Genomic DNA, 23,874 nt, shown 5'->3' on the forward strand with positions numbered 1-23,874 from the left:
CCTCTCAGATGCGAAGAATTAACATCGAGTGACCTGGCCTGTGTACCAGTGGCACACTCGAACGACGCGGCGGGCGACTCTCCTCGTTCCCCGGGCGAGGAGGTGTTCGACCGGATACCCGACGCCGTCGTCGCCCTCAACAGGGACTGGGAGTTCACCTATCTCGACGGGAACGCCGAGGCGCTCCTCGACCGCGACGCCGAGGAACTGCTCGGAACCGACATCCGGGAGGCGTTCCCCGCCATCGAGGGGACCGCGTTCGAGCGCGAGTACGAGCGCGCGATGGAGACCCAGTCGACGGTCTCGTTCGAGGAGTACTACTCGCCGCTGGACGCGTGGTTCGAGGTTCGAGCGCACCCCTCCGAGACGGGACTGTCGGTCCTGTTCGCCCCCGTCTCCGAGGAGCGACGCCGGAGCCGGGAACTGGACCGGTACGAGACCCTCGTGGAGTCCCTCGACGACGGCGTCTTCGCCGTCGACGACACCGGGACGTTCCTGGCGGTCAACGAGGCGTACGCCTCGCTTACCGGCTACTCGCGGGAGGAACTGCTCGGCCGGACGCCCGCCTTGCTCGCCGACGACGAGACGAGCGCGGAGTGCGAAGCGGCCCGCCAGCGACTGCTCTCGGGGGAGTGCGACGCGGTCACGACGTCGGCCGACCTCGTGACGGCGGCCGGCGACCGGGTCCCGACCGAGACCACGCTGTCGCGGTTCTCGTCCGGGGGTGAGGCGGGCGTCGTCGGCGTCACCCGGGAGACCAGCCGCCGAACGCGCTACGAGCGCCGCCTGGAGCTGTTGCACGACGCGACCCGGGACGTGATGGCCGCGACGACCCGCCGGGAGGTCTGCGAGGTCGTCCTCGAGGCGACCGAGGGGATTCTCGACCTGCCGGGGCTGGCGATCTACTTCTGGGACGAGGCCGAGGGGCGGCTGGTTCCGGAACTCACTACCGAGGACTGTGAGGAACTGTTCGACGAACTCCCGACCTTCGAGGGCGGCGAGTCGCTCGCGTGGGACGCCTTCGTCGAGAACGACCTCCGGGTGTACGACGACGTCCGGACCGAGGAGGACTGCTTCAACCCCGAGACGGTGATTCGGTCCGAACTGCTCGCCCCGCTTGGGGACCACGGCGTGCTCGTCTCGGGCTCGACCGAACCCGGGTTCTACGAGTCGGCCCACGTCGACCTGATAAGCGTCCTCGCGGCGAACGCGACGGTCGCCCTCGACCGGGTCGAACGCCAGCAGCGCGTGACCGCGCGCCGCGAGGAACTCCGCCGGCAGACGCGGCGGCTGGAACAGTTGGCCCGGGTGAACAACGTCGTCCGGGACGTCCAGCGGGCGCTCGTCGGCGCGTCTACCCGCCGGGAGGCTGCCGCCAACGTCTGCGAGCACGTCGTCGACGTCGACCCGTACCGGTTCGCGTGGGTCGGGAACGCCGACCGGTCCGGACCCGTCCGCCCCGACGCGTGGGCCGGTGAAGACGGCGATTTCCTCGACCACCTGAACGAGTCACGCGACGCGGACGAGGCGTCGCGTTCGCCCGCCGAGCGGGCGGTCGAGACGGGCGAGCGGGTGGTCGTCGACAACATCTTCCACGAGGAGTCGTTCCCGCAGTGGCGCAAGGAGGCGCTCGGTCGCGGGTTCCAGTCGGCGCTCTCGTTGCCCCTGACCGGCGAGGGCACGGTCCACGGCGTCATCGAGATATACGCCTCGGAGGCGAACGCCTTCGACGACGACGTCCAGGAGGTGTTCTCGGACCTGTGTCGGATAGTCGCCGACGGAATCGAGATCATCGAACGCCGACAGCTGGTGACGTCGGCCAACGACGTCGAAGTCGAGTTGCACGCCACGGCGGGCGACTCGTTCCTCGCCGACGTCGCGCGCGGGGCCGGCGCGGAACTCCGCGTCGACTCGGCCACGCTCCGCGACGACGGGACGTGGCTGCTCTACGTCACGACGGGGACGGACGTCGCCGAGGACGTCCGGTCGAGGCTCGACGCGTCGACCGTCGTCGAGAGCGTGGAACACATCCGGACGGGCTCCGCGGGGGAACTGTTCGGCGTCGTGGCCTCGGCGTTCGAGGTCGGCCGGATTCTGATGGAGTACGGGGCGACCCTGACCGAGCTTTCGGTGTCGGCCGAGACGGTCACGCTGTCCGTCCGAATCGGGCAGAACGTGGCGGTGCGGGGGCTCGCGGACGCGTACGACGACGTCCTCCCGGACGTGGCACTCGTCCGGAGAGAGCCGGTCGACGACCGGGAGAGCGACGATTCGTCGCCCCCGGCGCTGACCGACCGACAGCGCGAGGTCCTCCGGGCGGCCTACGACGCGGGGTACTTCGAGTGGCCCCGCGAGGCCACCGGCGAGGACGTCGCCGACGCGCTCGGCATCTCGAACCCCGTGTTCCACCGCCACGTCCGGCGCGCCCTCCAGAAGCGACTTACCCGCGAGTTCGGCCGGTGACCCCGGCACGCTAATATATTAGCGTCGGCGTCCCGGGGACGCTAATAGATTATCTACGCCAGCTTAGACGCGTGGCTCGGTACGGGCAGTCGTCATGGCAGGTCTCGGGCCCGGAGCGGGAGACGCGACCGACGGCGGGTGGGGAACGCGGGTGTTGCTCGTCGACGACGACGCGCGCGTCAGGGGGATGTACGCGGACTGGCTGGAGCCGACGTACGACGTCGCGGCGGTCGCCGACGGCGACGACGCCCTCGACGCGCTCGACGAGACGTTCGACGTGGTGTTGCTCGACCGGCGACTCCGCGAGTGGAGCGGCTCGGAGTTGCTCGCGGAGCTTCGACGCCGGGGCCACGACCAGTCGGTCGTGATGGTGACCGGCACCGAACCCGACGTCGACGTCGTCGACCTCTCGATCGACGAGTACCTGGTCAAGCCCATCTACGAGAGCGAGCTGCGGGAGGCCGTCGAGTTCGCCGCCCGGCTCTCGTCGTACGACGGCTCGCTCCACGAGTACTTCTCGCTCGTCTCGAAGCTCGCCGCCCTCGAGAACTCGAACGTGGACGGCGACCTGCGCGCGACCGACGCGTACGCCGACGTCGAGGACCGGCTCGCCGCCCTCGAAACGCGGCTCGAACGCGACCGGCGGTCGCTCGCCGAGACCCACTCCCCGCAGGTGTTCCGGAAGGTCCTCGACTGACGTCGGGTCCGTCGGGCGGTTCGTCCGCTCGGACGAGCGTCACTGCCGCTCGGCGCGTTCCGACAACTACTGGGTGACTCGCGACCGAGACGCCCACATGCCACCGAATCTCTCTTGTCCGTCGTGTGGCCGGACCGAGGCGGCCGGCCCGGACGAACCGTGGCGGTGTGACTGTGGCCACCCGCTCGAGTTCGCCGACCGGCCGCTCCCCGACGGGCCCGCCCCGGACTTCGCCGACCTCGACACGCGGGAGGGCCTCTGGGCGTTCGCGGACTTCCTCCCGGTCGCGCCCGAGGTCACGCTCGGCGAGGGGTTCACGCCCCTACGGGACGCCGCCGCCTCGACCGACTGGGGGCCGACCGTCGAGTTCAAGCTGGAGTACGTCTTCCCCTCCGGGAGCTTCAAGGACCGGGGCGCGACCACGACCCTCTCGCGGGCGGCCGAACTCGGCGTCTCTCGCGTGGTCGAGGACTCCTCGGGCAACGCTGGCGCGGCCGTCGCCCAGTACGCCGCCCGCGCCGGCATCGACGCCGAAATCTACGTTCCGGCCGACGTCAAGGCGTCGAAGCTCGCGGCTATCGAGGGCGTCGGCGCGACCCCCGTCCGGGTCGAGGGCTCCCGACAGGACGTGACCGACGCCTGTATCGCTGCCGTAGAGAGCGACGACGACTCCGCGTGGTACGCCAGCCACGCGTGGAACCCCGCCTTCTTCGCGGGCACCGCGACGTTCGCCTTCGAGGTCGCGGCCCAGCGCGACTGGCGGGTGCCCGACGCCGTGGTCACGCCGCTGGGTCACGGCACCCTCTTTCTCGGAGCCTACCGGGGGTTCCGCGCGCTGAACGAGGCGGGCTGGACCGACCGGATGCCCCGACTGCTGGGCGCGCAGGCCGCCGGCTACGCGCCGATCGCGACCCACCTCCACGGCGACTCGGCCGGCGACAACGAGGTCGCCGACGGCATCCAGATACGCGACCCGGCCCGGACGGACGAAATCCTCGACGCCATCGAGGCCACCGACGGCGACGCCGTCGCGCTCGGGACCGACGCCGTGGCGGACGCGCTCGACCGCCTCCGGCGGGGCGGGTTCTACGTCGAACCCACGTCGGCGGTCGCGCCCGCCGCCGTGGAGACGTTCCGCGAGCGCGGGGTGCTGGACGAGGACGACGAGGTGGTCGTGGCCCTGACCGGGAGTGGTCTGAAGGGATGACCGTCCGCCCGGCCGACTACTGTCCGAACTGCGGGACCGCGACGACGACCCGCGAGGTCGAGGGCCGCGAGCGCCGGTACTGCGAGACCTGCGAGCGCCCGGTGTTCCACAATCCCACGCCGACCGCGGCCGCCGCCGTGGTCGACGGCGATTCGATACTGCTGGTCGAGCGAGCGGTCCCGCCGGGGGTCGGCGAGTGGACCGTGCCCGGCGGCCACCTCGAAGCCGACGAGCAGCCCGCGGTCGCGGCCGCGCGCGAACTCGAAGAGGAGACCGGGGTCCGGGCCGACCCGGCCGCCCTCGAACTGGTCGGCGCCGAACTCCTCGCTCCGTTCGGCGACAAGCACGCGGTCTCGATGGCGTACGCCGTCCCGGTCGACGACACCGAGGGGACGCCGGAGGCCGGGACGGACGCCGCGGCGGTCCGGTTCTTCTCCCGCGAGGAACTCGACGCCGACGCCCACGCGTTCCGGCCCCACGTCCCCGGTCGGTTCGAGCGAGTGCTGGACGCGCTCTGAGCGCCGGACGGCGCGGTGGTCCTCGGCGTCCGGTCACTTCTCGGGATGAATCGGCGCGTCGAACCCGCCCCGGATTAGGGGCTTGGCGACGTGCCGCCGCGCCTCCGGGGGCACCTCGTACCATCCGAGTTCCAATTCCCGGTCGAGCGCGCGCTCGACCTTCCCCGGCGCGGTCGTCCCGCAGTCCCGACACCGGTAGCCCTGCCCGGCCCCCGCGCTCTCCATCGACCGGTCGCACTCGGGACAGTCGGGCGTGACGAGCTCGGTGCGGTCCAGCTCGCGGACCGCGAACTTCTCCAGCTTCAGGGTCCCCTCCGAGACCTCGCCGCAGGCCGTGATGCGGTCGCCGACGCGGAGCGCCCGCACCCGGTCGCGAAAGCGCTTGGTCGGTTCGAACGCGGCGCACTGGATTTGCGCGCCCTCGTCGTCGAGCCGGAAGAACACGTGGCCGCCGCGTCGCGTCTCGGGCGCGCTCGCGACCGTCCCGGGGACGCGGTAGCTCCGGCCGTCCGCGACCTCGGGAATCGTCGCCGCTTGCAGGTGGGCGTCGGTGCCCTGATTCGTCAGGAAGACCGCCCGGCGCGCGACCGGTTCGCTCTCGATGGCGTCGGCGACTCGGCGGACCGTCTCCGCGTCGTCGCCCCGGATGCCGTGGAGGATGGGCCCCGGCGTGTGCGGGACGCAGACCAGTTCGCCCGTCTCGCGGTCGACGGTGTCCCACGCCTCGGGGTAGGCGTCGTTCGCGGCCGCGAAGACGGAGTCGGCGTCCACCTCGCGGGGCGTCCCGACGCGCTCGGGGTCGCGGTAGGAGATGCACTCGTAGGTCCAGTCGCTCGCGTACTCGCCCGCCGGGGCGTCCGCCGTCTCGGCACCGCCCGAGCGCCCGCCGAACGCCGCGAGCGCGCCGACCGCCGCGAGCGCGCCGACCTTCCCCCGGCCGAGCTTCCACCCCTGGCTCCGGTAGCCGGCGGCCGCGATGCGCGCCTCGGCCGCCTCGACCGTGAGGTGGTCCCGGACCGCCTCGCGGGCGAACGCGGCGACGGCGTCGGGCACCTCGTCGGGGTCGCCCGGCGCGACGACCAGTCCCGGGTTCGTCCGGGGGTCGTCGGTCTCGGCGACGGCGGCGACTTCCTCGCGAGCGACGCGGAAGGCCTCGTCGGGGTCGACGTCGGCGTGGAGCGCGAGCGCGGCGTTGCCCCGGGTCTTGTGCTCGACCGCGGGGTTGAGCCGGACGAGTAGCTGGCGCTGTACGGCCGCCGCGGACTCCTCGCGCAGGCGGGTGGCGAGCCGGGCCGCGAGGTAGGTCGTACACATCCCCCGCTCGCGGGAGTCGGTGTCGTCGAGGCCGATGACCGTCACGACCCGGCGTAGGGCCGTGTCGGATTAACCCGTTTCGGAGCGTGCGAACGACCTGCCTCGGACGCGCGGATAATACGTGTTCCGAAGGGGCGAATTTAAGTCGAACGAGCACCTTCCTCCGCCCATGAAACTGTTCAATCGATTGAAGACGGGGTTCTCGCTGGTCCGCCGGAGCGTGCGCGTGCTGGCCGACCACCCGAAACTCGCGCTGTTCCCGCTGACCGCCGGCGTCGCCGGGCTGGGGTTTCTCGGCGTGCTGTGGGCTTCCCTGTTCGCGGTGGGCGAGGTGTCCTCGCTCGCGACGTACGCCGGACTGTTCGCGTTCTACCTCGCGTCGACGTTCGTCTCCGCGTTCTTCACGGCCGGGCTGATGTACTGCTCTCGACAGGCGTTCGGGGGCGAGACGCCGCGAATCGGGGACGGCCTCCGGGCGGCCTCGCGCAACGTCGGGCCGCTCCTGATATGGTCGGTCGTCAGCGCGACCGTCGGCGTCCTCCTCCGCGTGCTACAGGACAACGACACGCCGGTCGCACGGATTCTGGCGGCGATGTTCAGCGTCGCGTGGACCGTGATGACCTACTTCGTGATTCCCGTCGTCGTGTTCGAGGACGTGGGCACCGTCGAGATGTTCTCGCGGAGCAAGGAGACGGTCACCGAGACGTGGGGCGAGTCGATGGGTGCGGTCGGCGGAATCGGTCTCGTCACGGTGGCGTTCGGCGTCGTCGGGGCCGTCCCGGGGGTCGCGCTGCTCGTCGTCGGGTCGGGCGCGGTCGGCCTGTTCGGCCTGCTCGTTCTCGTGGCCGGCGTCATGCTCGCCGCGCTCTCGGCGCAGACGCTCACCGGCATCGCGAAGACCGCGCTCTACGTCTACGCGACCGAGGACGAGACGCCCGCGTACTTCGACGGCATCGACTTCGGAGACGCCGAGGGGTCGATATCCGCCCGGCGTCCCGGCTCCGGCGGGTTCGTCTGACTCGCAGGCGCTCCCGTCCGGTGGTCGGACGACGCCGACGAACCGTCGTTCGGTGAATCGTCGTTCGGCGAAAAAGCGGTCGTTCGGACGCGCCGGTCGGCGGGGCGTCGAACGCCTCAGCAGAATCCGGCCTGCTCGCAGACGTAGTTCGCGCCGTAGTCGCACGCCTCCTTGGTCAGGTAGTCGAGGAGGATTGCGCAGGCACCGGCACAGGCGATGTACGTCGCCACGCCGGAGACCAGCGGGAGGCAGATTTCGATGCAGTAGCCCTTGGTCACCTTTCCGACGCCGTACTCGCACAGCTTGGACACGAGGAACTCGCAGACGCCACAGCCGATGTCCTCGGCACCCACGTCGGCGGCGGCGACCTGCTCGCTGCTGACGACGCTCGCCTGTTCGTCGCCGTACGCGTAGGACTTGACCTGCGCGGACTGCATCGCCTGCACGTCGTCGCGCGCGTCGCCCTCGGCGGTGACGCCGAACGCGGCCAGCGGCTGGCGGCCCTCCTCGGTGTCCGCCACCGTCATCACGAGCAGTCCGGCGCGGTCGCTCCGCGGCGAGACCAGCGGTAGCGTCACCGTCACCGGGTTGGCCTCGTTCACCTTCGGGTCGTCGGTCGTGACGCTGAGACCGAACGCGTTCCCGAACGCGGGCCGGAGGTCGGCCTCCTGGGCCATCGTCTTCACGAGGTCCTGGCTGTAGGTCGACGTCATCGCCGTTCCGACCTGACTCTGCGCCTCGGAGCCGCTGAGCTCGCTGCGGCCCGTGATCTCGAAGTCGACCTTGTCCGTAGCGCTGGCGTTCTCCGCGAGTCCGGTGAAGCCGAAGATACCAGCACCGGCGGCCAAACTGGACTTCTTCAGGAAGTCGCGTCGTTGAATGTCGTTCCCGTCGTGGCTATCGTTATCGTCGTTGGTCATCGAAACCAAGAAGCAAATCTCCCCGAACTCGGATATATTTTTTCAAATATTTACAAAATTAATAAATTACACAACAGGAATAAAAGTACGTCTCTTCGATGCGGTGCGTGAGTATCGGGCACGAGCGCGGCTCTCTCCGGGAATCCGCCCGGCTCGCACTCGTCGGCGACTGGTTGTTTCGAACTAGTTAGCAATGAATAAAACTCCCGGGACGTTTCCGCCGACTGCGGGCCGAGACGGTCGGGCGAACGTCCGGCTGTCACCGGCCCGGCGCGGCTCGGGCGTCCCGGCGTCGACGCGTTCGCCCGAGCGTCCCAAGCGCACGCAGTGACCGAGTTCGGGTGACACAATACATATATAGGGGAATCACTTACATCGGGGTATGTCCCGGTCTGCACTGGTCGGGAACGTGACCGCGATGCTGGAGGACGCGGGGTTCACCGTGAGCGACCGGTGCGCGATCCGACCCAAGAGCTTCGACGTGGCCGCGCGGCGCGGCCGCGACCTGCTTCTACTGAAAGTGCTGGCGAACGTCGACGCGTTCGACGACGCGACGGGTCTGGAGATGCGCCGGCTCGGGGAGTACCTCGACGCGACGCCGCTGGTCGTCGGGCTCCGCACCCGCGACGAGGAGCTGGAGCCCGGGGTCGTGTACTTCCGCCACGGGGTCCCCGTGTTCAGTCCCGACACCGCGATGGAACTGTTCGTCGAACGGGTCCCGCCGCTGGTGTACGCCGCGCCGGGCGGGCTCTACGTCAACATCGACGGCGAGGTACTGCGCGACGAGCGCGAGGAGCGCGGCTGGAGCCTCGGCCGACTCGCCAGCGAACTCGGCGTCTCCCGGCGCACCGTCTCGAAGTACGAGGACGGCATGAACGCCAGCGTCGAGGTGGCGCTCGAACTCGAAGACATGTTCGAGGACGACCTCACGAGTCCGGTCGAGGTCCTCGACGGTGCCGACGAGGTCCGCGAGGAGGAAGACACCCCCGAGGACCCCGACCCGGAGGACGACGACGAGCGCATCGTCACCGTCCTCACCCGGGCGGGCTTCGAGGTCCACCCGACCGTCCGCGCCCCGTTCAAGACGGTCAGCGAGGACGACGGCGAGGAGAAGAACGTTCTCACGGGCCACTCGTCGTTCACCAAGGCCGCCGAGAAGCGCGCCCGCATCATGTCGTCCATCGGCGAAGTCGCCCGCACGCGGTCGGTGTACTTCGTCGACGAGGCCAAACGCGACAACGTCGACGGGACGGGGCTGGTCGAGCGCGAGGAACTGGAGGACATCGACGACCCCGACGAGTTGCGGGACCTGATTCGCGAGCGCGGCGGGGAACCGGCCTGAGACTTTTGTCGACCGAGTCCTCTCCCCCGGTAGCTTGGAAATAGCGGCCGCCACCGGAGCTTAACGCTCGTTCTGATGCTGGCTCTCAGCGCCGCGATGGCTGGAAGTTGAGTCGGACGATAGCTTCGATTACGCCGCGCCCTCGCCGTACTCCTCTTCCAGATACGCCACGATGTCGTCGCTCTCGGGCATCCCCTCGACGTCGTTGTCGGGGTCGACCAGCACGGGAACGCCGGTCTGACCGCTGACCGCCTCCACCTCGTCGCGGTCGGCGTGCGAGGAGGGGACCATGTGCGACTCGTAGTCGAGGTCGAGTTCGTTCAGCTTGTCCACGACCTTCGCGCAGTACGGACAGCCGTCGAGTTCGTACAGTTCGAGGTTCGACATGGTCGTGCGTAGTGGTTTCTGCGGGAAGAACGTGGTGGTCGGGGAAGGGGTTGACGGGATTTAGCGGGCACTCACTCACAGACGCATTCGTATCCCTGGTGGGAGAATCCCAGTACGTGACGGTGTAGCTCCCGCGCGAGTTCGGTCACGCGCGCTGCCCGATCGGCACTCGCAAGTCCGTCGCGGTAGTACGTCTTCGACCGATAGTCCTTCCAGAGATTTTCGAGTCGGGTCCGGAACTCCTCGGAGTACAGTCCCTCGTCCGCGCCGGTTTCGTACACGTCCGTATGATTCTGCGGCAGTGTGTCGGATTCGAAGATACCCTGTTCGAGAAGCCGAAATTCGACGGTTCGCTCCATCGAGACGAACGCGGCCTCGATTCCCAGCGTGTAGTATCCATCTCGGTGGAGGCGCTCGGCGGCCTGTAGTAGACGACATGCTTTCCGAAGTTGGAGGAGTGCGGCGCTCGACACGTCGAGATGGTCCTCCACGTCGCGGGCTTCCCGCTCGAAGACCCGCTCGGCACGTTCTAGCAAGGATTCTAGTTCGCTACTCTCCATTCTGAACCTCTCGCCGGAGTTCCCGAAGTTCGTCGGTCACGTGGAGCGGGATTCCCTCCTCGAACTGCTGTTGAAGTCGCTCACCGATTCGATCCACACTCTCGACCGTCTCGACCATCGGCTGGAAATCGTACCGGTCGCCGTCGAATTTCTCGTCTCGAAGCTCGGCAGCGACGTCGCTCACGCGACGCCGTGCGACGGTCTTGTTCCCGTCTACGATAATCAACAGGTCGACGTCACTTCGCCGATCTGCGTCACCACGGGCGACGCTTCCGAAGAGGACGATTCCGACTACCTCGTCCACGTCCTCGGTCTCTGAGAGGATTGCCAGCGTTTCGTCCACGAAGGTTCGGACGGGTTTCCGGAACTCGGACTGCTCGATTACCAGTATCGGATCGGGTTTGTCGAGCCGATTCTGCCTGATCGAGACGTAGTCGCGTTGCGGGGTCTTCCTGACGGCGATGACGTCGAGTGTTTCGAGGTGTTTGACGGCTCGCCTGACCGTGGCGAGCGACGCGTCGGTCGTGTCCGCGAGTTCCGTGACGGTGAACTCCGCTTCGGGGGACTCGACGAGCGTCCGTAGAACGTCGTCCTCTGCGGGCGATTTGAATATCCGCTCTGACGCCGGTATCGTGACCGAAACTTTTGTACCTTCCTTCATCTTCTATTGGTGTCCTTCATTGAATGAGCGGAGGTATAAAGAACTTGGTGCGGTTTTAGTTCGCGTTCTCGGTAGTACTCCTCCTCGCAGTCCGGTAGCGGTTGCAGTCCGGTGACTCACTGGCCTTGGGGATAGCTGACTTGAACTCCGTCCAACGGAAGGAAACGAATCACGATAGCTCCTGCTTGAGCCTCGGCGTGACCGCCCTGCCCCGCCCTGCCCTGCCCCGCGTCCGCGGGCCTCGGACCTCCCCAGCCGCCTGCGTTGCTCGGTCGCTTCGCTCCACTGCGCTACTCGTCCCTCGCGCGGTTTGGCGCGACACGAGGTCGCGCCCGCACGCGCCGGGCAGGAAGTCTCACCAGCGCGTCACCACCTGCGATGCTCACTCGCCGACGTTCCGAACCCGGCGCACGACGCGCGAAACCCGATTCCGAATCCGCCCGCGCTGATAGACCGCCTCGCCGAGTCCCCACGCGACGAGCGCGACCCCGCCGAAGATGGCCGCGAGGAACTCCCAGCCGGTCATCCACACCGGGCGAATCCACGGCGCGACGTGGGCCCACGTCCGGGCGAACTCGTTGGCCTGTGACTCGACGGGCGTCCCCGCGAACGTCTCCTCCAGCCAGAACGAGACGCCCCGGCTGTTCGAGACCGACAGGCCGCTCCCGCCGAGGCTGTAGTTCCCGGACGCGTTCATGTCCGCGATGGTCGGGCCGCCGGGCTCGTCGCCGAGCTGGACGCGCTCGACGTCGTAGGGAGCCCACGGCGCGTGGAACTCCCAGACGATTTCGCCCTCGGGGGTCGTCTCGAACACGCGCTGGTTCATGGTGTCGACGACCATCGTGTTGCCGTTCGGGAGGCGGTCGGCGTCGCGGGGCCAGCTCAGCCCCGCCGTACCGACCTGCCACGTGCGCTCCCACTCCTCGTCGCCCTCGCGCTCGTACTCGACGAGGCGGTCGTTCTCGCTGTCGGCCACGAGGACGGTCGGCGTGCCGTCCTCGCTTTCGAGGTACGTCGGGTTGTGCTGCTCGTAGAGGGTGTCGTGGTCGCCGTCCTCGCCGAGTCGCATGTCGATCTCGTTCGTGGAGCGGTTGACCACGACGACCTGGTCGAAGTTGCGCGGCGACACCAGATACTCGCCGTCGCCGATCTTGTCGATGTCGTTGACGTGCGTCCAGTCGTTCGCGGGCCCGCCGACGTCCTCGGGGTAGTGGTCGTCGAAGTACCACTCCCAGACGATTTCGCCCTCGCCCCTGTCGTAGACGAAGATGCGGTCCTCCTTGCCGGACTCGCGCATGTTGGCGACCAGCAACTGGTCGCCGTTTATCAGGTCCACGTCGTGAGTGTCGTGGATGTCGAGGCGCTCGGTCCAGACTCGCTCTTGGGTGTCGGGGTCGAGTTCGTACACCAGCGTCTCGCCCTGCGCGGTGGCGGTCACGAGCAGGTTCCCGTCGTCCAGCGGGTCGACGTCGTAGAACCACGTCGCGTCGAAGCCGGTCCCGTCGTGGACCCACTCGACGTTGCCTCGCGGGCCGACCGCGACGAGGCGAGCGGGCTTGTTCTCGTTGGCCATCCCCTGGAAGTGAAAGCCCTGGATGGAGATGATAGTCGTGCCGTTCGCCGGTTCGTCGACCGACGCCCGGAGGTTGGTCGGGTCCTCGGTCGTGGTGAGATAGCCCACGCCGGAGGTGGCTGCGGGCGCGAGCAGCGCGAGCGCGAGGAGGCCGACGACGCCTCTGACGAGCCATCGGCGGGGGATGGAACGAATGGATGTCACGGCTGTTACCGGAATCCACGCGCCCGAGGGGGATTAAGATTGGTGGAGCACCCTCGGGTTGGATGGCTACGGGGCGGTCGCGGTTCGGACGCTCCGACGCCGGGCCACTCTCGGAGTTATATTTCCGGCACGATGGATATATGTTCGAGTAGGGCGAACACACGAGCATGCCCGACGATGCTCGCGCTTCGATGACGCGTGGAGAGCGGATTCGCGCCGCCGCGCGTACGATTCGGACGCCCCGCACCGCCTCGTGGGTCGCCGACGAAACCGACGTTTCGGTGAAGACGGCCCAAAAGTATCTCGACCAACTCGTCGAAGACGACGTCCTGCGGACGGTCGAGCAGGGCGACCAGACGCTCTACTGCGTCGACCAGCTCATGGCGACCTACCGGGAAGTCGCCGCTCTCCAGCGCGAACACGACCGCGAGCAACTCACCGACTCCCTCGAATCGATGCGACGGAAGATTTCCGGGTGGAAAGCGTCGTACGGCGTCGAGACGCCGGGCGAACTCCGGGCGAGCATCGCCGACTTCGAAGACGCCGAGGAGCGTTCGGAGCGGCGCGAGGCCGCCAGCGAGTGGGAGCATCTCGCCGACCGCATCCCCGTCGTCCGGGCGGCGCTCAACGAGTACGACTGGGCCACCGAGCGCGACGCCCCCCGAGCGTAACGACGATGGGTCTTCCCGGAACCACCGACAGTTCGGTCTACGAGGGACTGAAGGACGTGTTACGACGATATCCCCTCGTCACGACCGTCGCGTACGAACCCGACGGCATCGTCAGGCAGTTCCTTCGAGCGCAGGTCGCCCCGAGTCACGTCGAACCGCCGACCGGGCCGGAATCGCCGACGCTCGACGTAGAGTGGCGATTCGTCGGCGACGAACCCTACTATCGCATCCACTACGCCGACTCGAACACTGGATTCAACTGCGGTTGGCACCGCGACGAGGACCACCCTGACCTCGGGGCGGTCCACTTCCAGTACGACCATCCCGCGAGGGACGAGCGAGACCACGAGCCCGCTCGATTCGAGAAGACGATTCCAACCGAGATTCTCTGGACGGCACTCGATAGACTGTTCGAGGAGCGGATTCCGGAGCTTGCGAGGAACGATTGAGTCGAGTCGTTCGACCGAAGGCGAGAATCGACTGTCTTAGACCGCGCCCTGCAGCACGCCGCCGGTCCGGACGACGAAGTAGAGCACGAACGCGGCCGCCAGCACCCAGTGGCCGGGCCGGGTGTCCTCGCGTTCGCCCGCCGCCAGCTTGACGACCGGATAGGAGACGATGCCGGCCGCGATGCCGTACGCGATGGAGTAGGTGAACGGCATCACGAAGATGGTGAGTCCGGCCGGAATCGAGTAGGTGAGGTCGTCCCACGCGATTTCGGCCACGTTCGACAGCATGATGATGCCGACCACGACGAGTACGACGTGGGAGGCGTAGGTGGGTATCGCGACCGCCAGCGGGACGAGCGCCAGCGACGCCAGAAACAGCAACGCGACCACCAGCGCGGTCATCCCGGTGCGGCCGCCCTCGTCGACGCCCGTGGCGGACTCGACGTACGTCGTGACCGTCGAGGTGCCCAGCATTCCGCCGACCGTGGTGCCGACCGCGTCGGCCAGCAGCGGCTTCTCGATGTCGGGGAGGTTGCCGTCGTCGTCGAGGAAGCCCGCGGCCTGCGAGACGCCGGTGAGCGTCCCGGCGGTGTCGAAGAAGTCCACGAAGAAGAACGTGAACACGACGAGCGCGAACGAGAACGGCTCGACGCTCCGGAGTCCGTCGAGGAACGCCCCGGCCAGCGGCGCGACGTTGTAGCTCGCGGCGTCGTAGGTGACGGGCGCGTCGGGTACCAGCGGGACCTCGAGCAGGCTCACGCCCATCTCTTCGAGCGCGGGCGAGTCGTAAGGATACGCCGAGTAGCCCAGCGCGGAGGCCGCATACCCCATCAGCGAGGTGGCGACGATGCCCAGCACGATGGAGCCTCGGATGCCCCGGGCGTACAGCGCCAGCGTCACGAGCAGTCCGACGACCGAGATTACGGCGACCGGGTCCGAAGCGAACACGGGGTTGAAGGTGACGAACGTCGAGCCGTCGCCCGCGACCACCCGCATCTCCTCGAGTCCGATGATGGCGAGGAAGAGCCCGATGCCCGCGCCGACCGCGAGTTTGACCGGCTCGGGGAACAGTTCGATGATGTACGTGCGCGCGCCGACGAGCGTGAGCGCGAGGAAGACGACGCCCTCGACCACGACGGCCGCCAGCGCGACCTGCCAGTCGATGCCGAGCCCGAGGACCACGGTGAACGCGAAGAAGGCGTTCAGCCCGAGTCCCGGCGCTTGCGCGAACGGGCGCTTGGCGTACAGCGCCATCACCAGCGTCGCGACCGCCGCCGACAGGATGGTGACGACCGCTATCATCTGGACGGTCCGGTCCGGGCCGATGCCGTCGGGCTGGATGGCCGCCGCGAGGATGGTCGGGTTGACCACGACGATGTAACTCATCGTCAGGAACGTGGTCAGTCCCGCCAGAACCTCGGTTCGGAGGTCCGTGCCGTGCGCCTCGAAGTCGAAGTACTCCGCGAGGCCGCCCGCCGCGGAGCCGCCGTCGTTGGTGTCGCTAGACCCCATGATGCACGAGTGAGCGTATCCGCCAAAAGGCACTTAAGTATTCTCATGGCTCGTGGACAGACGTACGCAATTGTGTATATCTCTTCGAGTTCGCTCCGGAATAGCAGCCGATAGCCCTCGGACGTGGATAGCTCGCGGCGCGACTCACTCCTCGAACGTCGTCAGCGCGCCGACCGGCGCGTCGGTCAGCCCCTCGGCGCGGTCGAGGCCGCGCTCGCCCGCCGCGATGAGCGCGAACACCCCGACCACCTCGGCGTCGGCGCGGTCGACGATGTCGAGCAGGAGTTCCTGGGTCTCGCCCGACCGGATGAGGTCGTCGACGACAAGCACCGACTCGCCGGGGTCGATCGCCGACGCGGGCAGGTAGTAGGTGAGTTCGATGCCCGAGGCCAACCGCTGGCGCGACTCGATGAACTCCTCGACGGCGGTCTCCTTGGACTTCTTGGCGTAGGCCACGCGGGCGTCGAAGTAGTCGGCCATCGCCGCGCCGAGCGTGATGCCGTCGGTCGCGGCGGTCAACACCACGTCGGGGCGGTCGAAGTCGAGCGACTCGGCCGCGACCGGGGCCACGAGGTCGAGGAACGACTGGTCGAAGACGACCTCGGAGTTGTCGACGTACCCCTCCTCGTCGCGGGTGACGCGCGACTCGAGTTCGGCGGCGAGTTCCTCGCGACCCACGCCGTCGACGACCGCGCGGGCGCGGTCGACGCTCGGCAGGACGTGGCCGTTGACGTACCGGTTGAGGTCGCCGGACGGGAGTCCGGTCACCGCCGCGAGTTCGTCGTAGGTCCGGGTCTCCTTGAGCATCCGGAGGACGGCGACCGCCTGTAGCTGGAGGGTCGCCTTCTCTGCGCGGTTCATGCTCCCGCCGATACATTCCACGAACTTGAATATCTCGAAAGTTCGTAGCGCGGTTTGAATCCGCTCGCCGCCGCGTTCGGCGACCGCGCGACGCCCCCGTTGGTGGATTGTGCGACCGTGGTCATCCGGCGGCGACGCGACCGGGCGCGCCCCGAGGACGAGCCGTCACGCCGCGTCGAGCAGTTCGGTGGCCGTCAGCAGCGACTCCAGCTCCACCTCGTGGTCGGCCAGCTTCTCGGCCGCGCCCTCCTCGCGGTCGACCACCACGAGTACGCGCTCGACGGTCGCGCCCGCGTCCCGAAGCGCCTGCACGGCGTCGACAGCGCTCTGGCCGGTGGTGGCGACGTCTTCGAGGACGACGACCGCCTCGCCCTCGTCGAGGCGGCCCTCGACGAGGTTGGCCGTGCCGTACTCCTTCTGCTGTTTGCGGACGATGACGTACGGCGCGCCGGTCTCGACGCTCGTAACCGAGACCAGGGGGACCGCGCCGAGCGCGACGCCCGCGAGTTTGGTCTCGCCCGCGCCGGTGGCGTCGAGGCGGGCCGCGAACGCCTCGGCGACCAGTTCCAGGCATCGGGGGTCGGTCTCGAACAGGTACTTGTCCACGTAGTAGTCGCTGGTGCCGCCGTGCGAGAGCTCGAACTCGCCGTACCGCACCGCGTCGGCGTCCCGGAGCGCCGCGACGAGGCTCTCGGTGGTGGTGTCGCTCATCGTCGTGAGTCGAGACGCCCCGCGTCAAAAGCGGTTCCGTTCGACGCGCGGGGCGGGGTCCGCGAGCCGCCTCAGTCGTCCGCAGTCGCCGCGTCGGGCCGGCCGGCCGCGGCCGGCGCGTCGAGCCAGTCGTCGGCCCACGACTCGAGTTCCTCGAACACCGGGCAGAGGTCCCGGCTCTTGTCGGTCAGGCTGTAGTAGGTCGCGATGGGCCGGTCCTCGACCCGGCGGTTCACCAGCCCGGCGGCTTCGAGGTCGTCGAGGACCCGCGAGAGCGTCCGGGAACTCGACCCGGTCGAGCGCTGGAGCTCGTTGAACCGCTTCTCGCCGTCCTGCAGGTCGTTGAGCACGACCAGCCGCCACTCGGAGCCGATCTGCTCGATGGCCTCGACCACCGGGCAGGCGTCGGCGTTCTTCTCCTCTGGGGTCTCGTTTTGCGACGTTGTGGACGACATCGGTGTTGTCGCTCGACGTATTGTCGGCGAGTACGCAAATAGGTTCCGGTACGAAGTAGGTTACGTAACGAAAGCTGGTGTTCGAGAGACAGTCGAGGCTCGCGTGACCAGATGACCGAAACTCCCCGCCGCGACCGGGACGTGACCCGACAGTCGCGTCACCACGGCTCGTCCTTCAGCCCCAACTGATAGGCGACGCCGTTGGTCGCCAGATGCAACAGCGGGGTCGCCACGAAGACGACCGCCAGCACCGGGAGGGTGAACACGTCGCCGGTCCACGCCGGCGCGGCCGCGAACGCGAACAGGAGCGCGAACGCGACGAAGTCGAGCTGGTCGAGCCCGGGGAACGCGGCCCCGCGCTCGCGGCCGGTCCGGCGCTTGAGGAACGAGGCCGCCACGTCGCCGGCCATCGCGCCCGCCGAGAGCGCGAGCGCCGCCGCGAGGGGGAAGGCGGGCAGGTCGACGCCGACCAGTTCGGAGGCGCTCGGCGCGACCGCGTTCAGCGCCAGCGCCAGCGCTGCACCGGCCAGGATTCCGGCGGCCGTGCCCCGCCACGTCTTGCCGTCGCCCAGCACCCGCTTGCCGTTCCACGTCCGGCCGCCGTCGATTGGCCGGCCGCCCCCCGCCAGCACGGCGGCGTTGTTCGGCACGTAGGCCGGCAACATCGCCCACAGCGCGATTGCGACGGTCTCGAAGACGCTCATGTCGGAGTAGGCGAACGCCGGGGCCTTAACCCGGACGGTTCCGGGCGTCTCCCGCGCTCGTTTCCTGCGCGTCGGCCGGGTCGCGGGCGATTCGCGGGATTCGGTACCCGGACCGGAACGAATAGCCCAGTTTAAAGGTCTGCCGGGAGAAATCCTCCGACAAATGATACCGCCCATCGCCAGTCGGTTCGTCGCCGGGGAGACGCCGGCCGAGGCGCTCGACCACGCCCGCAGCCTGAACGACCGGGACGTGACGGCCATCCTCAACCTGCTCGGCGAGCACTACGAGGACCGCCTGCCAGCCGACGAGGACGCCGAGGCGTACCTCCGGCTGGTCGAGGACATCGCCGACAGCGACGTCGAGGCCTGCATCTCGGTCAAACCCTCCCAGATCGGGCTCGACGCGGGCGTGGAGGTGTTCCGCGAGAACGCCGAGCGCATCGCGGCGCACGGGGCCGACCGCGACGTGTTCGTCTGGGTCGACATGGAGGACCACACCACGACCGACGCCACGCTCGACGCCTTCGAGCGGCTCGCGGTCGAACACGGCGGCGGGGTCGGCGTCTGCGTGCAGGCCAACCTCGAGCGCACCCCCGAGGACCTCGAACGCCTCGCCGACCTCCCCGGCAAGGTCCGCCTCGTGAAAGGCGCGTACGACCCGCCGAGCGACGTCGGCCTCTCGGAGAAGGCCGCGGTCGACGAGGCCTACCGGGAGCAACTCGAATACATGTTCGAGCAGTTCGACGGCGGCATCGCGGTCGGGAGCCACGACCCCGCGATGATAGAGCGCGCGCGAGAACTCCACGACGAGTACGGCACCGACTTCGAGGTCCAGATGCTGATGGGCGTGCGCGACGACGCCCAGTTCGACCTCGCAGAGGAGTACGAGGTCTACCAGTACGTCCCGTACGGCGACAAGTGGCTGTCGTACTTCTACCGGCGGGTGATGGAGCGCAAGCAGAACCTGACGTTCGCGCTCCGTGCGGTCCTCGGCCGGTAGCGTCGCCGGATAGCATCTAGTTTATAATCCTGCGGTCGGTTGTTCCCACAAATGGCCTCGTGGAAGCGCGACGTCGCGAGCGGCCTCATCGTCATCCTCCCGCTCGTGGTCTCGGCGTACATCATCGGGTGGCTGTATCTGGCCCTCGCTGGCATCCCGCTCCTCCAGGACATCCAGCCACAGCCCCTCCGGGTGCTGACGGTGCTGGTCGTGTTCTGGATGCTCGTCCTCAGCGTCGGCTACATGATGCGGACCGCCGTGGGGACGCTCGTGGAGGGTGCCATCGACAACGTGATGAACCACCTGCCCGGCCTCCGGGTCGTGTACAACGCCTCGAAGATGGCGGCCGAGACCGCGCTCTCGGACACGACCGACCTCCAGGCCCCGGTCAAGGTCGAGGCGTGGGACGGGATGCGGATGACCGCGTTCAAGACCGGCAAGACGACCGACGACGGCCGCGAACTCCTCTTTTTGCCGACCGCGCCCAACATCACCACCGGGTTCGTCGTCGAGATGGAACCCAGCGACTTCGAGGAGACCAACGAGACCGTCGAGGACGCGCTGACCCGCGTGCTGAGCGCCGGCTTCGGCGAGACCGCCGAGACCGGCATCCCCATCGACGTGGAGGACGAGCGGGAGGCCGAGTCGCCGCCCGTGAAGTAGTCCCTCTCCGCGTTCGAGTCCGCTCAGATAGAGAGAAGTCGTCTCGCGTGTCAGCAGGCCTCACGTCTAGCAGCGTGATTGGCCTCGGCACACCCGGCGTAGTTTGAAGACCGGGCGTCCGAGACGCGCTGTATGGAACTCGTCGAAGCCACCCTTGACGACCTTGACGCGCTCGTCGACCGCTGGTACGCCCTCGCGAAAGCGATGGAGGAGTACTCCGACCTGAACGAACTCGTCTACACAGGGGCCGACGAGGTCCCCGAGGACGGCTTCCGCGCCCTCCTGGACGACCCGGACGCGACCAACTACCTCGTCGTCAACGACGGCGAGACGATCGGCTATCTCACGCTCCGCGAGGACCACCACCCGTCCCGGACGTATTCTCAGTCCCTCCGCATCGTCGACCTCGCCATCGACGACGGCCACCGGAATGAGGGCCACGGCACGGAAGTCGTCGAGCGCGTGAAAGCGCTGGCCCGCGAGCGGGACTGTGACCACGTCACGGTCGCCTGCGAGTGGGAAAACGAGGGCGCGCGCCGGTTCTACCGCGAAACGGGCTTTCGACCGAAACAGGTCGACTACGCACAACCACTGGAATGAACCGGGATACGCGTTCGGTGCAGGCGAACGGGTACGCTATCTGATTTCGTCTCCGCTCCGTCCTCCTCGAAACGCCCCGCTCGCGTCGATTCAGAGCCCAACCAGGGCTCCCGACGGACGCCCGCTACGCCTCGACGTACGTGAACCACTCGTCGTGGTCGTCGGTCCGGCGGTTCACCACGTCGAAGAACCGCGACTGGAGCTCCTCGGTGACCGGCCCCCGGCCGCCGTTGCCGATCTCGACGTTGTCGACCTGCCGGATGGGCGTGATTTCGGCCGCCGACCCCGAGAAGAACAGTTCGTCGGCGGTGTTGAGTTCGCCCCGCGAGATGGTCGCTTGGTCGTGGACCTCGTAGCCCAGCTCCTCGGCCAGCGTGATGACCGACTGGCGCGTGATGCCGTCGAGGATGCTCTCGGCCAGCCCGGGCGTGTATATCTCGTCGTCGCGCACGAGGAAGAGGTTCTCGCCCGGTCCCTCGGCCACGTTGCCCTCCTTGTTGAGCACGATGGCCTCGGCGAAGCCGTTCCGGCGGGCCTCCTCGCCCGCGAGCATGCTGTTGACGTACAGTCCGGTGGTCTTGGCGTTGGTCGGAATCTGGCTGGAGGAGTGCTTGCGCCACGACGACACCATCACCTCGACGCCGTTTTCGAGCGCCTCCTCGCCCAGGTACGTGCCCCAGGGCCACGCCGCGACGGCGGTTCGGGTCGGGCAGTCGCCCGGACTCACGCCGAGGCTGTCGTAGCCGTAGAACGCGATCGGCCGGACGTAACACGAGGCGAGGTCCTGCCGGCGGATGAGTTCCAGCGTCGCCTCGGTCAGTTCCTCGGGCTCGTAGTCGATGTCGAGGTCGTAGGGCTTGGCGGAGTCGTACAGCCGGTCGAGGTGTTCGTCCCACCGGAAGATGGCCGCCCCGTTCTCGGTGTCGTAACACCGCACGCCCTCGAACACGCCCGTTCCGTAGTGCAGGCCGTGAGTGAGGACGTGGACCTGTGCGTCGTCCCAGTCGACGAACTCCCCGTCCATCCATATCGTGTCCACGTCCATCTCGTCGAAGCTCATACGCTCGGACGTTCGGAGGCCTCCGTAATGAGTCTTGACGCTTCGTGACAGGATGGCGTTCCGGTACGCGGGGTCGATAGCGGGATTCTCGTACGCCCTCGGCGCGCTCTCAGACACGAGAACTGCAAACTTGGCCTCGAAAGCCCTCAGCGCGCACTGCGACAACAGAACTGCAAACACATCCTCGAAAGCCCTCGGCGCGCTCGTCAACGACTATGACACCAACAACTCCTCGAAAGCCCTCGGCGCGCTCTCTGACAATGCTGGAACCGCAAACACATTCCCGAAAGCCCTCGGCGCGCTCTCTGACAATGCTGGAACCGCAAACACATTCCCGAAAGCCCTCGGCGCGCTCGCGGTCGCTCAGCGACATATTCGACGGACGTAGTTGCGTCGAATAGGGGTCGCTGAGACGACCACGCGAACGCGAGCGCCGGAAGACAGTCCTGCTCGCTTCGCTGCGCGGGCTGTGACTTCCGAGGTCACACTCGCTTCGCTCGCGTGACCGCGCCTCGCCCTTTCAGTCCACCGAGGCCAACCGCACAGCCCCGCACCCGCACTGCCCCCGCACCGCACCCGCACCCGCACCCGCACCGCGACGGCGGGCCTCACACCTCCCCAGCCTCGGGGCGCACGAGAGCGCCCCTCCCTCGCGCAGTTGGCGCGGCGCATGAACGCGCCGCGCCAGCGCGCGCCACCGTGGAAAACCGAGTCAGTGCGCGTCGGTCGGGCGCAGGGCCGCGTGATGGAGATCGAACTGCGTCTCTGAACGCTCCCCCGTGACAGCCGACTCCGACGAAGATGGCCGCGTCCTTCCCGGAGTGGCCTCGCTGACAGCTATCCCAGTCGCTCCACGACGTCCGACCCCTCCAGATACGCGAGTCCGTGGCGCTCGGCGTACGCCTTCGCGTCCTCGGGCGCGAGCGCCTCGCCCGTCTCGTCGTCGAGCATCTCACAGACCACCACGGCCGGCTCTATGCCGGCGGCCGCGGCCAGCGCGATGCCGAGTTCGGTGTGGCCCTCGCGGTCGCCCACGAGGTTCGGCGCGGCACGCAGGAGGTGGACGTGGCCCGGCGCGCGGAACTCCTCGGCGAACTCGACGCCCTCGGGATTCGCGGCGGCTTCGGCCAGCTTCGTGATGGTCGTCGCGCGGTCCTCGTCGGTGATTCCGGTGTAGGTGTCGCGGTGGTTCACCGGGAGCGAGAACGACGACCGCTCGTCGTACCCCAGTTCGTGGTCCCCGGCGGCCGGGTGGTCGAGCGCGTCCTCCAGAAACGGCAGGCCGAACGCGTCGGCCACCTCGTCGGCGAGCGCGAGGCAGACGAGTCCGCCCGCGTCGTTGCGCATCCGCGAGACGTCCTCCGGTTCGACCGCACCCGCCGGGTATATCAGGTCGGTCTCGCCCTCGCGGTCGGCGGCGTCGTGGACCAGCACCGGCGACCCCTCGCGGAACGCCGAGACGGCGGCGTCGACGCCCGCAGCGGCCTGGCTCATGCGTCCTCCTCGACGTGGACGGTGACGCGGTCGCCGTCTTCGAGCCCGAGCTCCTCGCGGAGCTTCACCGGCGCGATGACCTCCAACTGGTCGTCGTCGTGGTGGGTGCGCTCGGGCGCGATGGTGTGGGCTCCCTCGTACACCGCGCCGTCCTGCGTCTCCACGACGGCGGGGTAGCAGACCGCCGGGCCGTAGGTCCGGTCGTCGTCCTCCCAGCCGTCGATTGCCACCGGGTCCAGCGCCCCCATCGCCGACCGGGCGCGGACGCTCTCGTCGGTCAACTCGACGTTGAGCGTGCCGAGGAACGGCTCGTAGCCCAGTCGGTCCTCGAACTGGGCCATGTAGCCCGGCAGGGAGATGTAGTGGCGACCCTCGCCCATTCCGCTGGTGACGATGCCGGTCAGGTCCACGCCCGCGGGCGTCTCGAAGATGCGCCGGTAGTCCTCGTACTCCCGCTTGAGCGCCCACTCGCCGTCCTCGGTTATCGAGACCCACTGGCCGTCGCTGACCATCTGGCGCTCGACGAGCCCCGCGTCGTCGAGGCCCTGAAGCCGCCGCGAGGCGGTCTGGTTCGAGGCGTCGAGGCGCTCGGCGAGCGCCGAACAGGAGACCTTGACCTCGCCGTCCAGCCCCCCGTCGAGCGCGAGAAGTTTGAGCGCGGCGAGTTCGTCGTACCCGACCGCGCGCGGCCTCGTTGCTGACATGGGGGATATTCGGGCCGCGCGCGGTTTAAGGATAACGGAAGCGGTACGGTTCCCACAATTGGAACTACGCTCCTGTCGCCGCGCGGCGTCCGGAACGACTATAATGCTTTAGGCAAGCCTAAAAAC

The 23,874-nt window shown here is 68.2% G+C and carries 26 protein-coding genes; 12 read left to right on the forward strand and 14 right to left on the reverse strand.

The features are described 5' to 3' along the window. The first annotated feature begins 48 nt into the window (after window positions 1–48). From EPL03_RS00680 to EPL03_RS00695, 4 genes are all read left to right on the forward strand, one after another. Entirely contained in the window at window positions 49–2,463 is a 2,415-nt protein-coding gene (locus EPL03_RS00680) for a GAF domain-containing protein (protein WP_135827413.1), read from the forward strand. A gap of 94 nt (window positions 2,464–2,557) precedes the next feature. After that, window positions 2,558–3,160: a response regulator gene (locus tag EPL03_RS00685; RefSeq protein WP_135827414.1), complete on the forward strand. Its 603-nt coding sequence runs from the start codon at window positions 2,558–2,560 to the stop codon at window positions 3,158–3,160. Between the two features lie 97 nt (window positions 3,161–3,257). Continuing rightward, window positions 3,258–4,367, forward strand: coding sequence for a threonine synthase (locus EPL03_RS00690; RefSeq protein WP_135827415.1), 1,110 nt, complete (start codon window positions 3,258–3,260; stop codon window positions 4,365–4,367). Then, window positions 4,364–4,885 (forward strand): NUDIX domain-containing protein, encoded by a 522-nt coding sequence (locus tag EPL03_RS00695; RefSeq protein ID WP_135827416.1) that lies wholly within the window; start codon window positions 4,364–4,366, stop codon window positions 4,883–4,885. The genes EPL03_RS00690 and EPL03_RS00695 overlap by 4 nt, the downstream gene beginning before the upstream one ends. Window positions 4,886–4,918: 33 nt before the next feature. Here EPL03_RS00695 and EPL03_RS00700 read toward each other — a convergent pair whose 3' ends face one another. After that, the gene (locus EPL03_RS00700) at window positions 4,919–6,244 is read right to left on the reverse strand and encodes a tRNA(Ile)(2)-agmatinylcytidine synthase (protein ID WP_135827417.1); all 1,326 of its coding nucleotides are present in this window, start codon (window positions 6,242–6,244) and stop codon (window positions 4,919–4,921) included. 124 nt (window positions 6,245–6,368) lie between these two features. Here EPL03_RS00700 and EPL03_RS00705 point away from each other — a divergent pair, with 124 nt between their 5' ends. Then, window positions 6,369–7,217, forward strand: a complete 849-nt coding sequence (locus EPL03_RS00705) for a DUF6159 family protein (RefSeq protein ID WP_135827418.1) — start codon at window positions 6,369–6,371, stop codon at window positions 7,215–7,217. 116 nt (window positions 7,218–7,333) lie between these two features. Here the strand turns inward: EPL03_RS00705 and EPL03_RS00710 are convergent, their stop codons facing one another. Beyond that, on the reverse strand, window positions 7,334–8,137 hold the full coding sequence (locus tag EPL03_RS00710) for a halocin C8-like domain-containing protein (protein ID WP_135827419.1): 804 nt from the start codon (window positions 8,135–8,137) through the stop codon (window positions 7,334–7,336). Between the two features lie 382 nt (window positions 8,138–8,519). On the opposite strand from EPL03_RS00710, the gene EPL03_RS00715 reads away from it, so the two are divergent. Further along, entirely contained in the window at window positions 8,520–9,479 is a 960-nt protein-coding gene (locus EPL03_RS00715) for a transcriptional regulator (protein WP_135827420.1), read from the forward strand. A 129-nt stretch (window positions 9,480–9,608) separates the two neighbouring features. Here the strand turns inward: EPL03_RS00715 and EPL03_RS00720 are convergent, their stop codons facing one another. The 4 genes from EPL03_RS00720 to EPL03_RS00735 all read right to left on the reverse strand — a co-directional run bounded on the left by EPL03_RS00720 (window position 9,609) and on the right by EPL03_RS00735 (window position 12,864). Next, the gene (locus EPL03_RS00720) at window positions 9,609–9,866 is read right to left on the reverse strand and encodes a glutathione S-transferase N-terminal domain-containing protein (RefSeq protein ID WP_135827421.1); all 258 of its coding nucleotides are present in this window, start codon (window positions 9,864–9,866) and stop codon (window positions 9,609–9,611) included. Window positions 9,867–9,937: 71 nt separating this feature from the next. Next, a complete protein-coding gene (locus EPL03_RS00725) occupies window positions 9,938–10,402 on the reverse strand; it encodes a hypothetical protein (RefSeq protein ID WP_244605173.1) in 465 nt (154 codons plus the stop codon). A gap of 13 nt (window positions 10,403–10,415) precedes the next feature. Continuing rightward, window positions 10,416–11,087 carry a nucleotidyltransferase domain-containing protein gene (locus EPL03_RS00730; protein WP_244605174.1) on the reverse strand — a complete coding sequence of 224 codons (672 nt, stop codon included), beginning with the start codon at window positions 11,085–11,087 and terminating at the stop codon, window positions 10,416–10,418. 382 nt (window positions 11,088–11,469) lie between these two features. Next, window positions 11,470–12,864, reverse strand: a complete 1,395-nt coding sequence (locus EPL03_RS00735; RefSeq protein ID WP_394346925.1) for an aryl-sulfate sulfotransferase — start codon at window positions 12,862–12,864, stop codon at window positions 11,470–11,472. A gap of 167 nt (window positions 12,865–13,031) precedes the next feature. Between EPL03_RS00735 and EPL03_RS00740 the strand changes: the two genes are divergently transcribed. Both EPL03_RS00740 and EPL03_RS00745 read left to right on the forward strand, forming a co-directional pair. Beyond that, window positions 13,032–13,535 carry a DUF7342 family protein gene (locus EPL03_RS00740; RefSeq protein ID WP_210424877.1) on the forward strand — a complete coding sequence of 168 codons (504 nt, stop codon included), beginning with the start codon at window positions 13,032–13,034 and terminating at the stop codon, window positions 13,533–13,535. A 5-nt stretch (window positions 13,536–13,540) separates the two neighbouring features. Next, on the forward strand, window positions 13,541–13,984 hold the full coding sequence (locus EPL03_RS00745; RefSeq protein ID WP_135827423.1) for a hypothetical protein: 444 nt from the start codon (window positions 13,541–13,543) through the stop codon (window positions 13,982–13,984). 36 nt (window positions 13,985–14,020) lie between these two features. Here the strand turns inward: EPL03_RS00745 and EPL03_RS00750 are convergent, their stop codons facing one another. From EPL03_RS00750 to EPL03_RS00770, 5 genes are all read right to left on the reverse strand, one after another. Next, entirely contained in the window at window positions 14,021–15,496 is a 1,476-nt protein-coding gene (locus EPL03_RS00750; protein ID WP_135827424.1) for an NCS2 family permease, read from the reverse strand. 144 nt (window positions 15,497–15,640) lie between these two features. Beyond that, the gene (locus EPL03_RS00755) at window positions 15,641–16,357 is read right to left on the reverse strand and encodes a phosphoribosyltransferase family protein (protein ID WP_135827425.1); all 717 of its coding nucleotides are present in this window, start codon (window positions 16,355–16,357) and stop codon (window positions 15,641–15,643) included. 165 nt (window positions 16,358–16,522) lie between these two features. Next, a complete protein-coding gene (gene pyrE, locus EPL03_RS00760) occupies window positions 16,523–17,068 on the reverse strand; it encodes an orotate phosphoribosyltransferase (RefSeq protein ID WP_135827426.1) in 546 nt (181 codons plus the stop codon). Window positions 17,069–17,139: 71 nt separating this feature from the next. Continuing rightward, entirely contained in the window at window positions 17,140–17,523 is a 384-nt protein-coding gene (locus EPL03_RS00765; RefSeq protein WP_135827427.1) for a winged helix-turn-helix transcriptional regulator, read from the reverse strand. 158 nt (window positions 17,524–17,681) lie between these two features. After that, window positions 17,682–18,227 carry a CDP-2,3-bis-(O-geranylgeranyl)-sn-glycerol synthase gene (locus tag EPL03_RS00770; RefSeq protein ID WP_135827428.1) on the reverse strand — a complete coding sequence of 182 codons (546 nt, stop codon included), beginning with the start codon at window positions 18,225–18,227 and terminating at the stop codon, window positions 17,682–17,684. 163 nt (window positions 18,228–18,390) lie between these two features. On the opposite strand from EPL03_RS00770, the gene EPL03_RS00775 reads away from it, so the two are divergent. The 3 genes from EPL03_RS00775 (at window position 18,391) to EPL03_RS00785 (ending at window position 20,490) form a co-directional block, all read left to right on the forward strand. Further along, window positions 18,391–19,227 (forward strand): proline dehydrogenase family protein, encoded by an 837-nt coding sequence (locus EPL03_RS00775; RefSeq protein WP_135827429.1) that lies wholly within the window; start codon window positions 18,391–18,393, stop codon window positions 19,225–19,227. A gap of 51 nt (window positions 19,228–19,278) precedes the next feature. After that, complete coding sequence (locus EPL03_RS00780; RefSeq protein ID WP_135827430.1) at window positions 19,279–19,890, forward strand: DUF502 domain-containing protein; 612 nt, start codon at window positions 19,279–19,281, stop codon at window positions 19,888–19,890. A 132-nt stretch (window positions 19,891–20,022) separates the two neighbouring features. Continuing rightward, window positions 20,023–20,490 carry a GNAT family N-acetyltransferase gene (locus tag EPL03_RS00785; RefSeq protein WP_135827431.1) on the forward strand — a complete coding sequence of 156 codons (468 nt, stop codon included), beginning with the start codon at window positions 20,023–20,025 and terminating at the stop codon, window positions 20,488–20,490. Between the two features lie 124 nt (window positions 20,491–20,614). On the opposite strand, the gene EPL03_RS00790 is transcribed toward EPL03_RS00785, so the two are convergent. Next, on the reverse strand, window positions 20,615–21,550 hold the full coding sequence (locus tag EPL03_RS00790) for a branched-chain amino acid transaminase (RefSeq protein WP_135827432.1): 936 nt from the start codon (window positions 21,548–21,550) through the stop codon (window positions 20,615–20,617). 52 nt (window positions 21,551–21,602) lie between these two features. Here EPL03_RS00790 and EPL03_RS00795 point away from each other — a divergent pair, with 52 nt between their 5' ends. After that, window positions 21,603–21,938 (forward strand): hypothetical protein, encoded by a 336-nt coding sequence (locus EPL03_RS00795; RefSeq protein WP_135827433.1) that lies wholly within the window; start codon window positions 21,603–21,605, stop codon window positions 21,936–21,938. 449 nt (window positions 21,939–22,387) lie between these two features. On the opposite strand, the gene ribB is transcribed toward EPL03_RS00795, so the two are convergent. Together ribB and EPL03_RS00805 are read right to left on the reverse strand one after the other, a co-directional pair. Next, complete coding sequence (gene ribB, locus EPL03_RS00800; protein ID WP_135827434.1) at window positions 22,388–23,044, reverse strand: 3,4-dihydroxy-2-butanone-4-phosphate synthase; 657 nt, start codon at window positions 23,042–23,044, stop codon at window positions 22,388–22,390. Continuing rightward, the gene (locus EPL03_RS00805; protein ID WP_135827435.1) at window positions 23,041–23,748 is read right to left on the reverse strand and encodes a DUF120 domain-containing protein; all 708 of its coding nucleotides are present in this window, start codon (window positions 23,746–23,748) and stop codon (window positions 23,041–23,043) included. The genes ribB and EPL03_RS00805 overlap by 4 nt, the downstream gene beginning before the upstream one ends. Window positions 23,749–23,874 lie beyond the last annotated feature (126 nt).

Source organism: Halorussus halobius (genome assembly GCF_004765805.1).
Lineage (GTDB): Archaea > Halobacteriota > Halobacteria > Halobacteriales > Haladaptataceae > Halorussus > Halorussus halobius.

Bases quoted from the DNA above. Each gene is read 5' to 3' on its own strand.
- EPL03_RS00685 (WP_135827414.1), top strand. From the start codon at position 2,558: ATGGCAGGTCTCGGGCCCGGAGCGGGAGACGCGACCGACGGCGGGTGG.
- EPL03_RS00690 (WP_135827415.1), top strand. From the start codon at position 3,258: ATGCCACCGAATCTCTCTTGTCCGTCGTGTGGCCGGACCGAGGCGGCC.
- EPL03_RS00695 (WP_135827416.1), top strand. From the start codon at position 4,364: ATGACCGTCCGCCCGGCCGACTACTGTCCGAACTGCGGGACCGCGACG.
- EPL03_RS00705 (WP_135827418.1), top strand. From the start codon at position 6,369: ATGAAACTGTTCAATCGATTGAAGACGGGGTTCTCGCTGGTCCGCCGG.
- EPL03_RS00710 (WP_135827419.1), bottom strand. From the start codon at position 8,137: ATGACCAACGACGATAACGATAGCCACGACGGGAACGACATTCAACGA.
- EPL03_RS00715 (WP_135827420.1), top strand. From the start codon at position 8,520: ATGTCCCGGTCTGCACTGGTCGGGAACGTGACCGCGATGCTGGAGGAC.
- EPL03_RS00720 (WP_135827421.1), bottom strand. From the start codon at position 9,866: ATGTCGAACCTCGAACTGTACGAACTCGACGGCTGTCCGTACTGCGCG.
- EPL03_RS00730 (WP_244605174.1), bottom strand. From the start codon at position 11,087: ATGAAGGAAGGTACAAAAGTTTCGGTCACGATACCGGCGTCAGAGCGG.
- EPL03_RS00740 (WP_210424877.1), top strand. From the start codon at position 13,032: ATGCCCGACGATGCTCGCGCTTCGATGACGCGTGGAGAGCGGATTCGC.
- EPL03_RS00745 (WP_135827423.1), top strand. From the start codon at position 13,541: ATGGGTCTTCCCGGAACCACCGACAGTTCGGTCTACGAGGGACTGAAG.
- EPL03_RS00750 (WP_135827424.1), bottom strand. From the start codon at position 15,496: ATGGGGTCTAGCGACACCAACGACGGCGGCTCCGCGGCGGGCGGCCTC.
- EPL03_RS00755 (WP_135827425.1), bottom strand. From the start codon at position 16,357: ATGAACCGCGCAGAGAAGGCGACCCTCCAGCTACAGGCGGTCGCCGTC.
- pyrE (WP_135827426.1), bottom strand. From the start codon at position 17,068: ATGAGCGACACCACCACCGAGAGCCTCGTCGCGGCGCTCCGGGACGCC.
- EPL03_RS00765 (WP_135827427.1), bottom strand. From the start codon at position 17,523: ATGTCGTCCACAACGTCGCAAAACGAGACCCCAGAGGAGAAGAACGCC.
- EPL03_RS00770 (WP_135827428.1), bottom strand. From the start codon at position 18,227: ATGAGCGTCTTCGAGACCGTCGCAATCGCGCTGTGGGCGATGTTGCCG.
- EPL03_RS00775 (WP_135827429.1), top strand. From the start codon at position 18,391: ATGATACCGCCCATCGCCAGTCGGTTCGTCGCCGGGGAGACGCCGGCC.
- EPL03_RS00780 (WP_135827430.1), top strand. From the start codon at position 19,279: ATGGCCTCGTGGAAGCGCGACGTCGCGAGCGGCCTCATCGTCATCCTC.
- EPL03_RS00785 (WP_135827431.1), top strand. From the start codon at position 20,023: ATGGAACTCGTCGAAGCCACCCTTGACGACCTTGACGCGCTCGTCGAC.
- EPL03_RS00790 (WP_135827432.1), bottom strand. From the start codon at position 21,550: ATGAGCTTCGACGAGATGGACGTGGACACGATATGGATGGACGGGGAG.
- EPL03_RS00795 (WP_135827433.1), top strand. From the start codon at position 21,603: ATGGCGTTCCGGTACGCGGGGTCGATAGCGGGATTCTCGTACGCCCTC.
- ribB (WP_135827434.1), bottom strand. From the start codon at position 23,044: ATGAGCCAGGCCGCTGCGGGCGTCGACGCCGCCGTCTCGGCGTTCCGC.
- EPL03_RS00805 (WP_135827435.1), bottom strand. From the start codon at position 23,748: ATGTCAGCAACGAGGCCGCGCGCGGTCGGGTACGACGAACTCGCCGCG.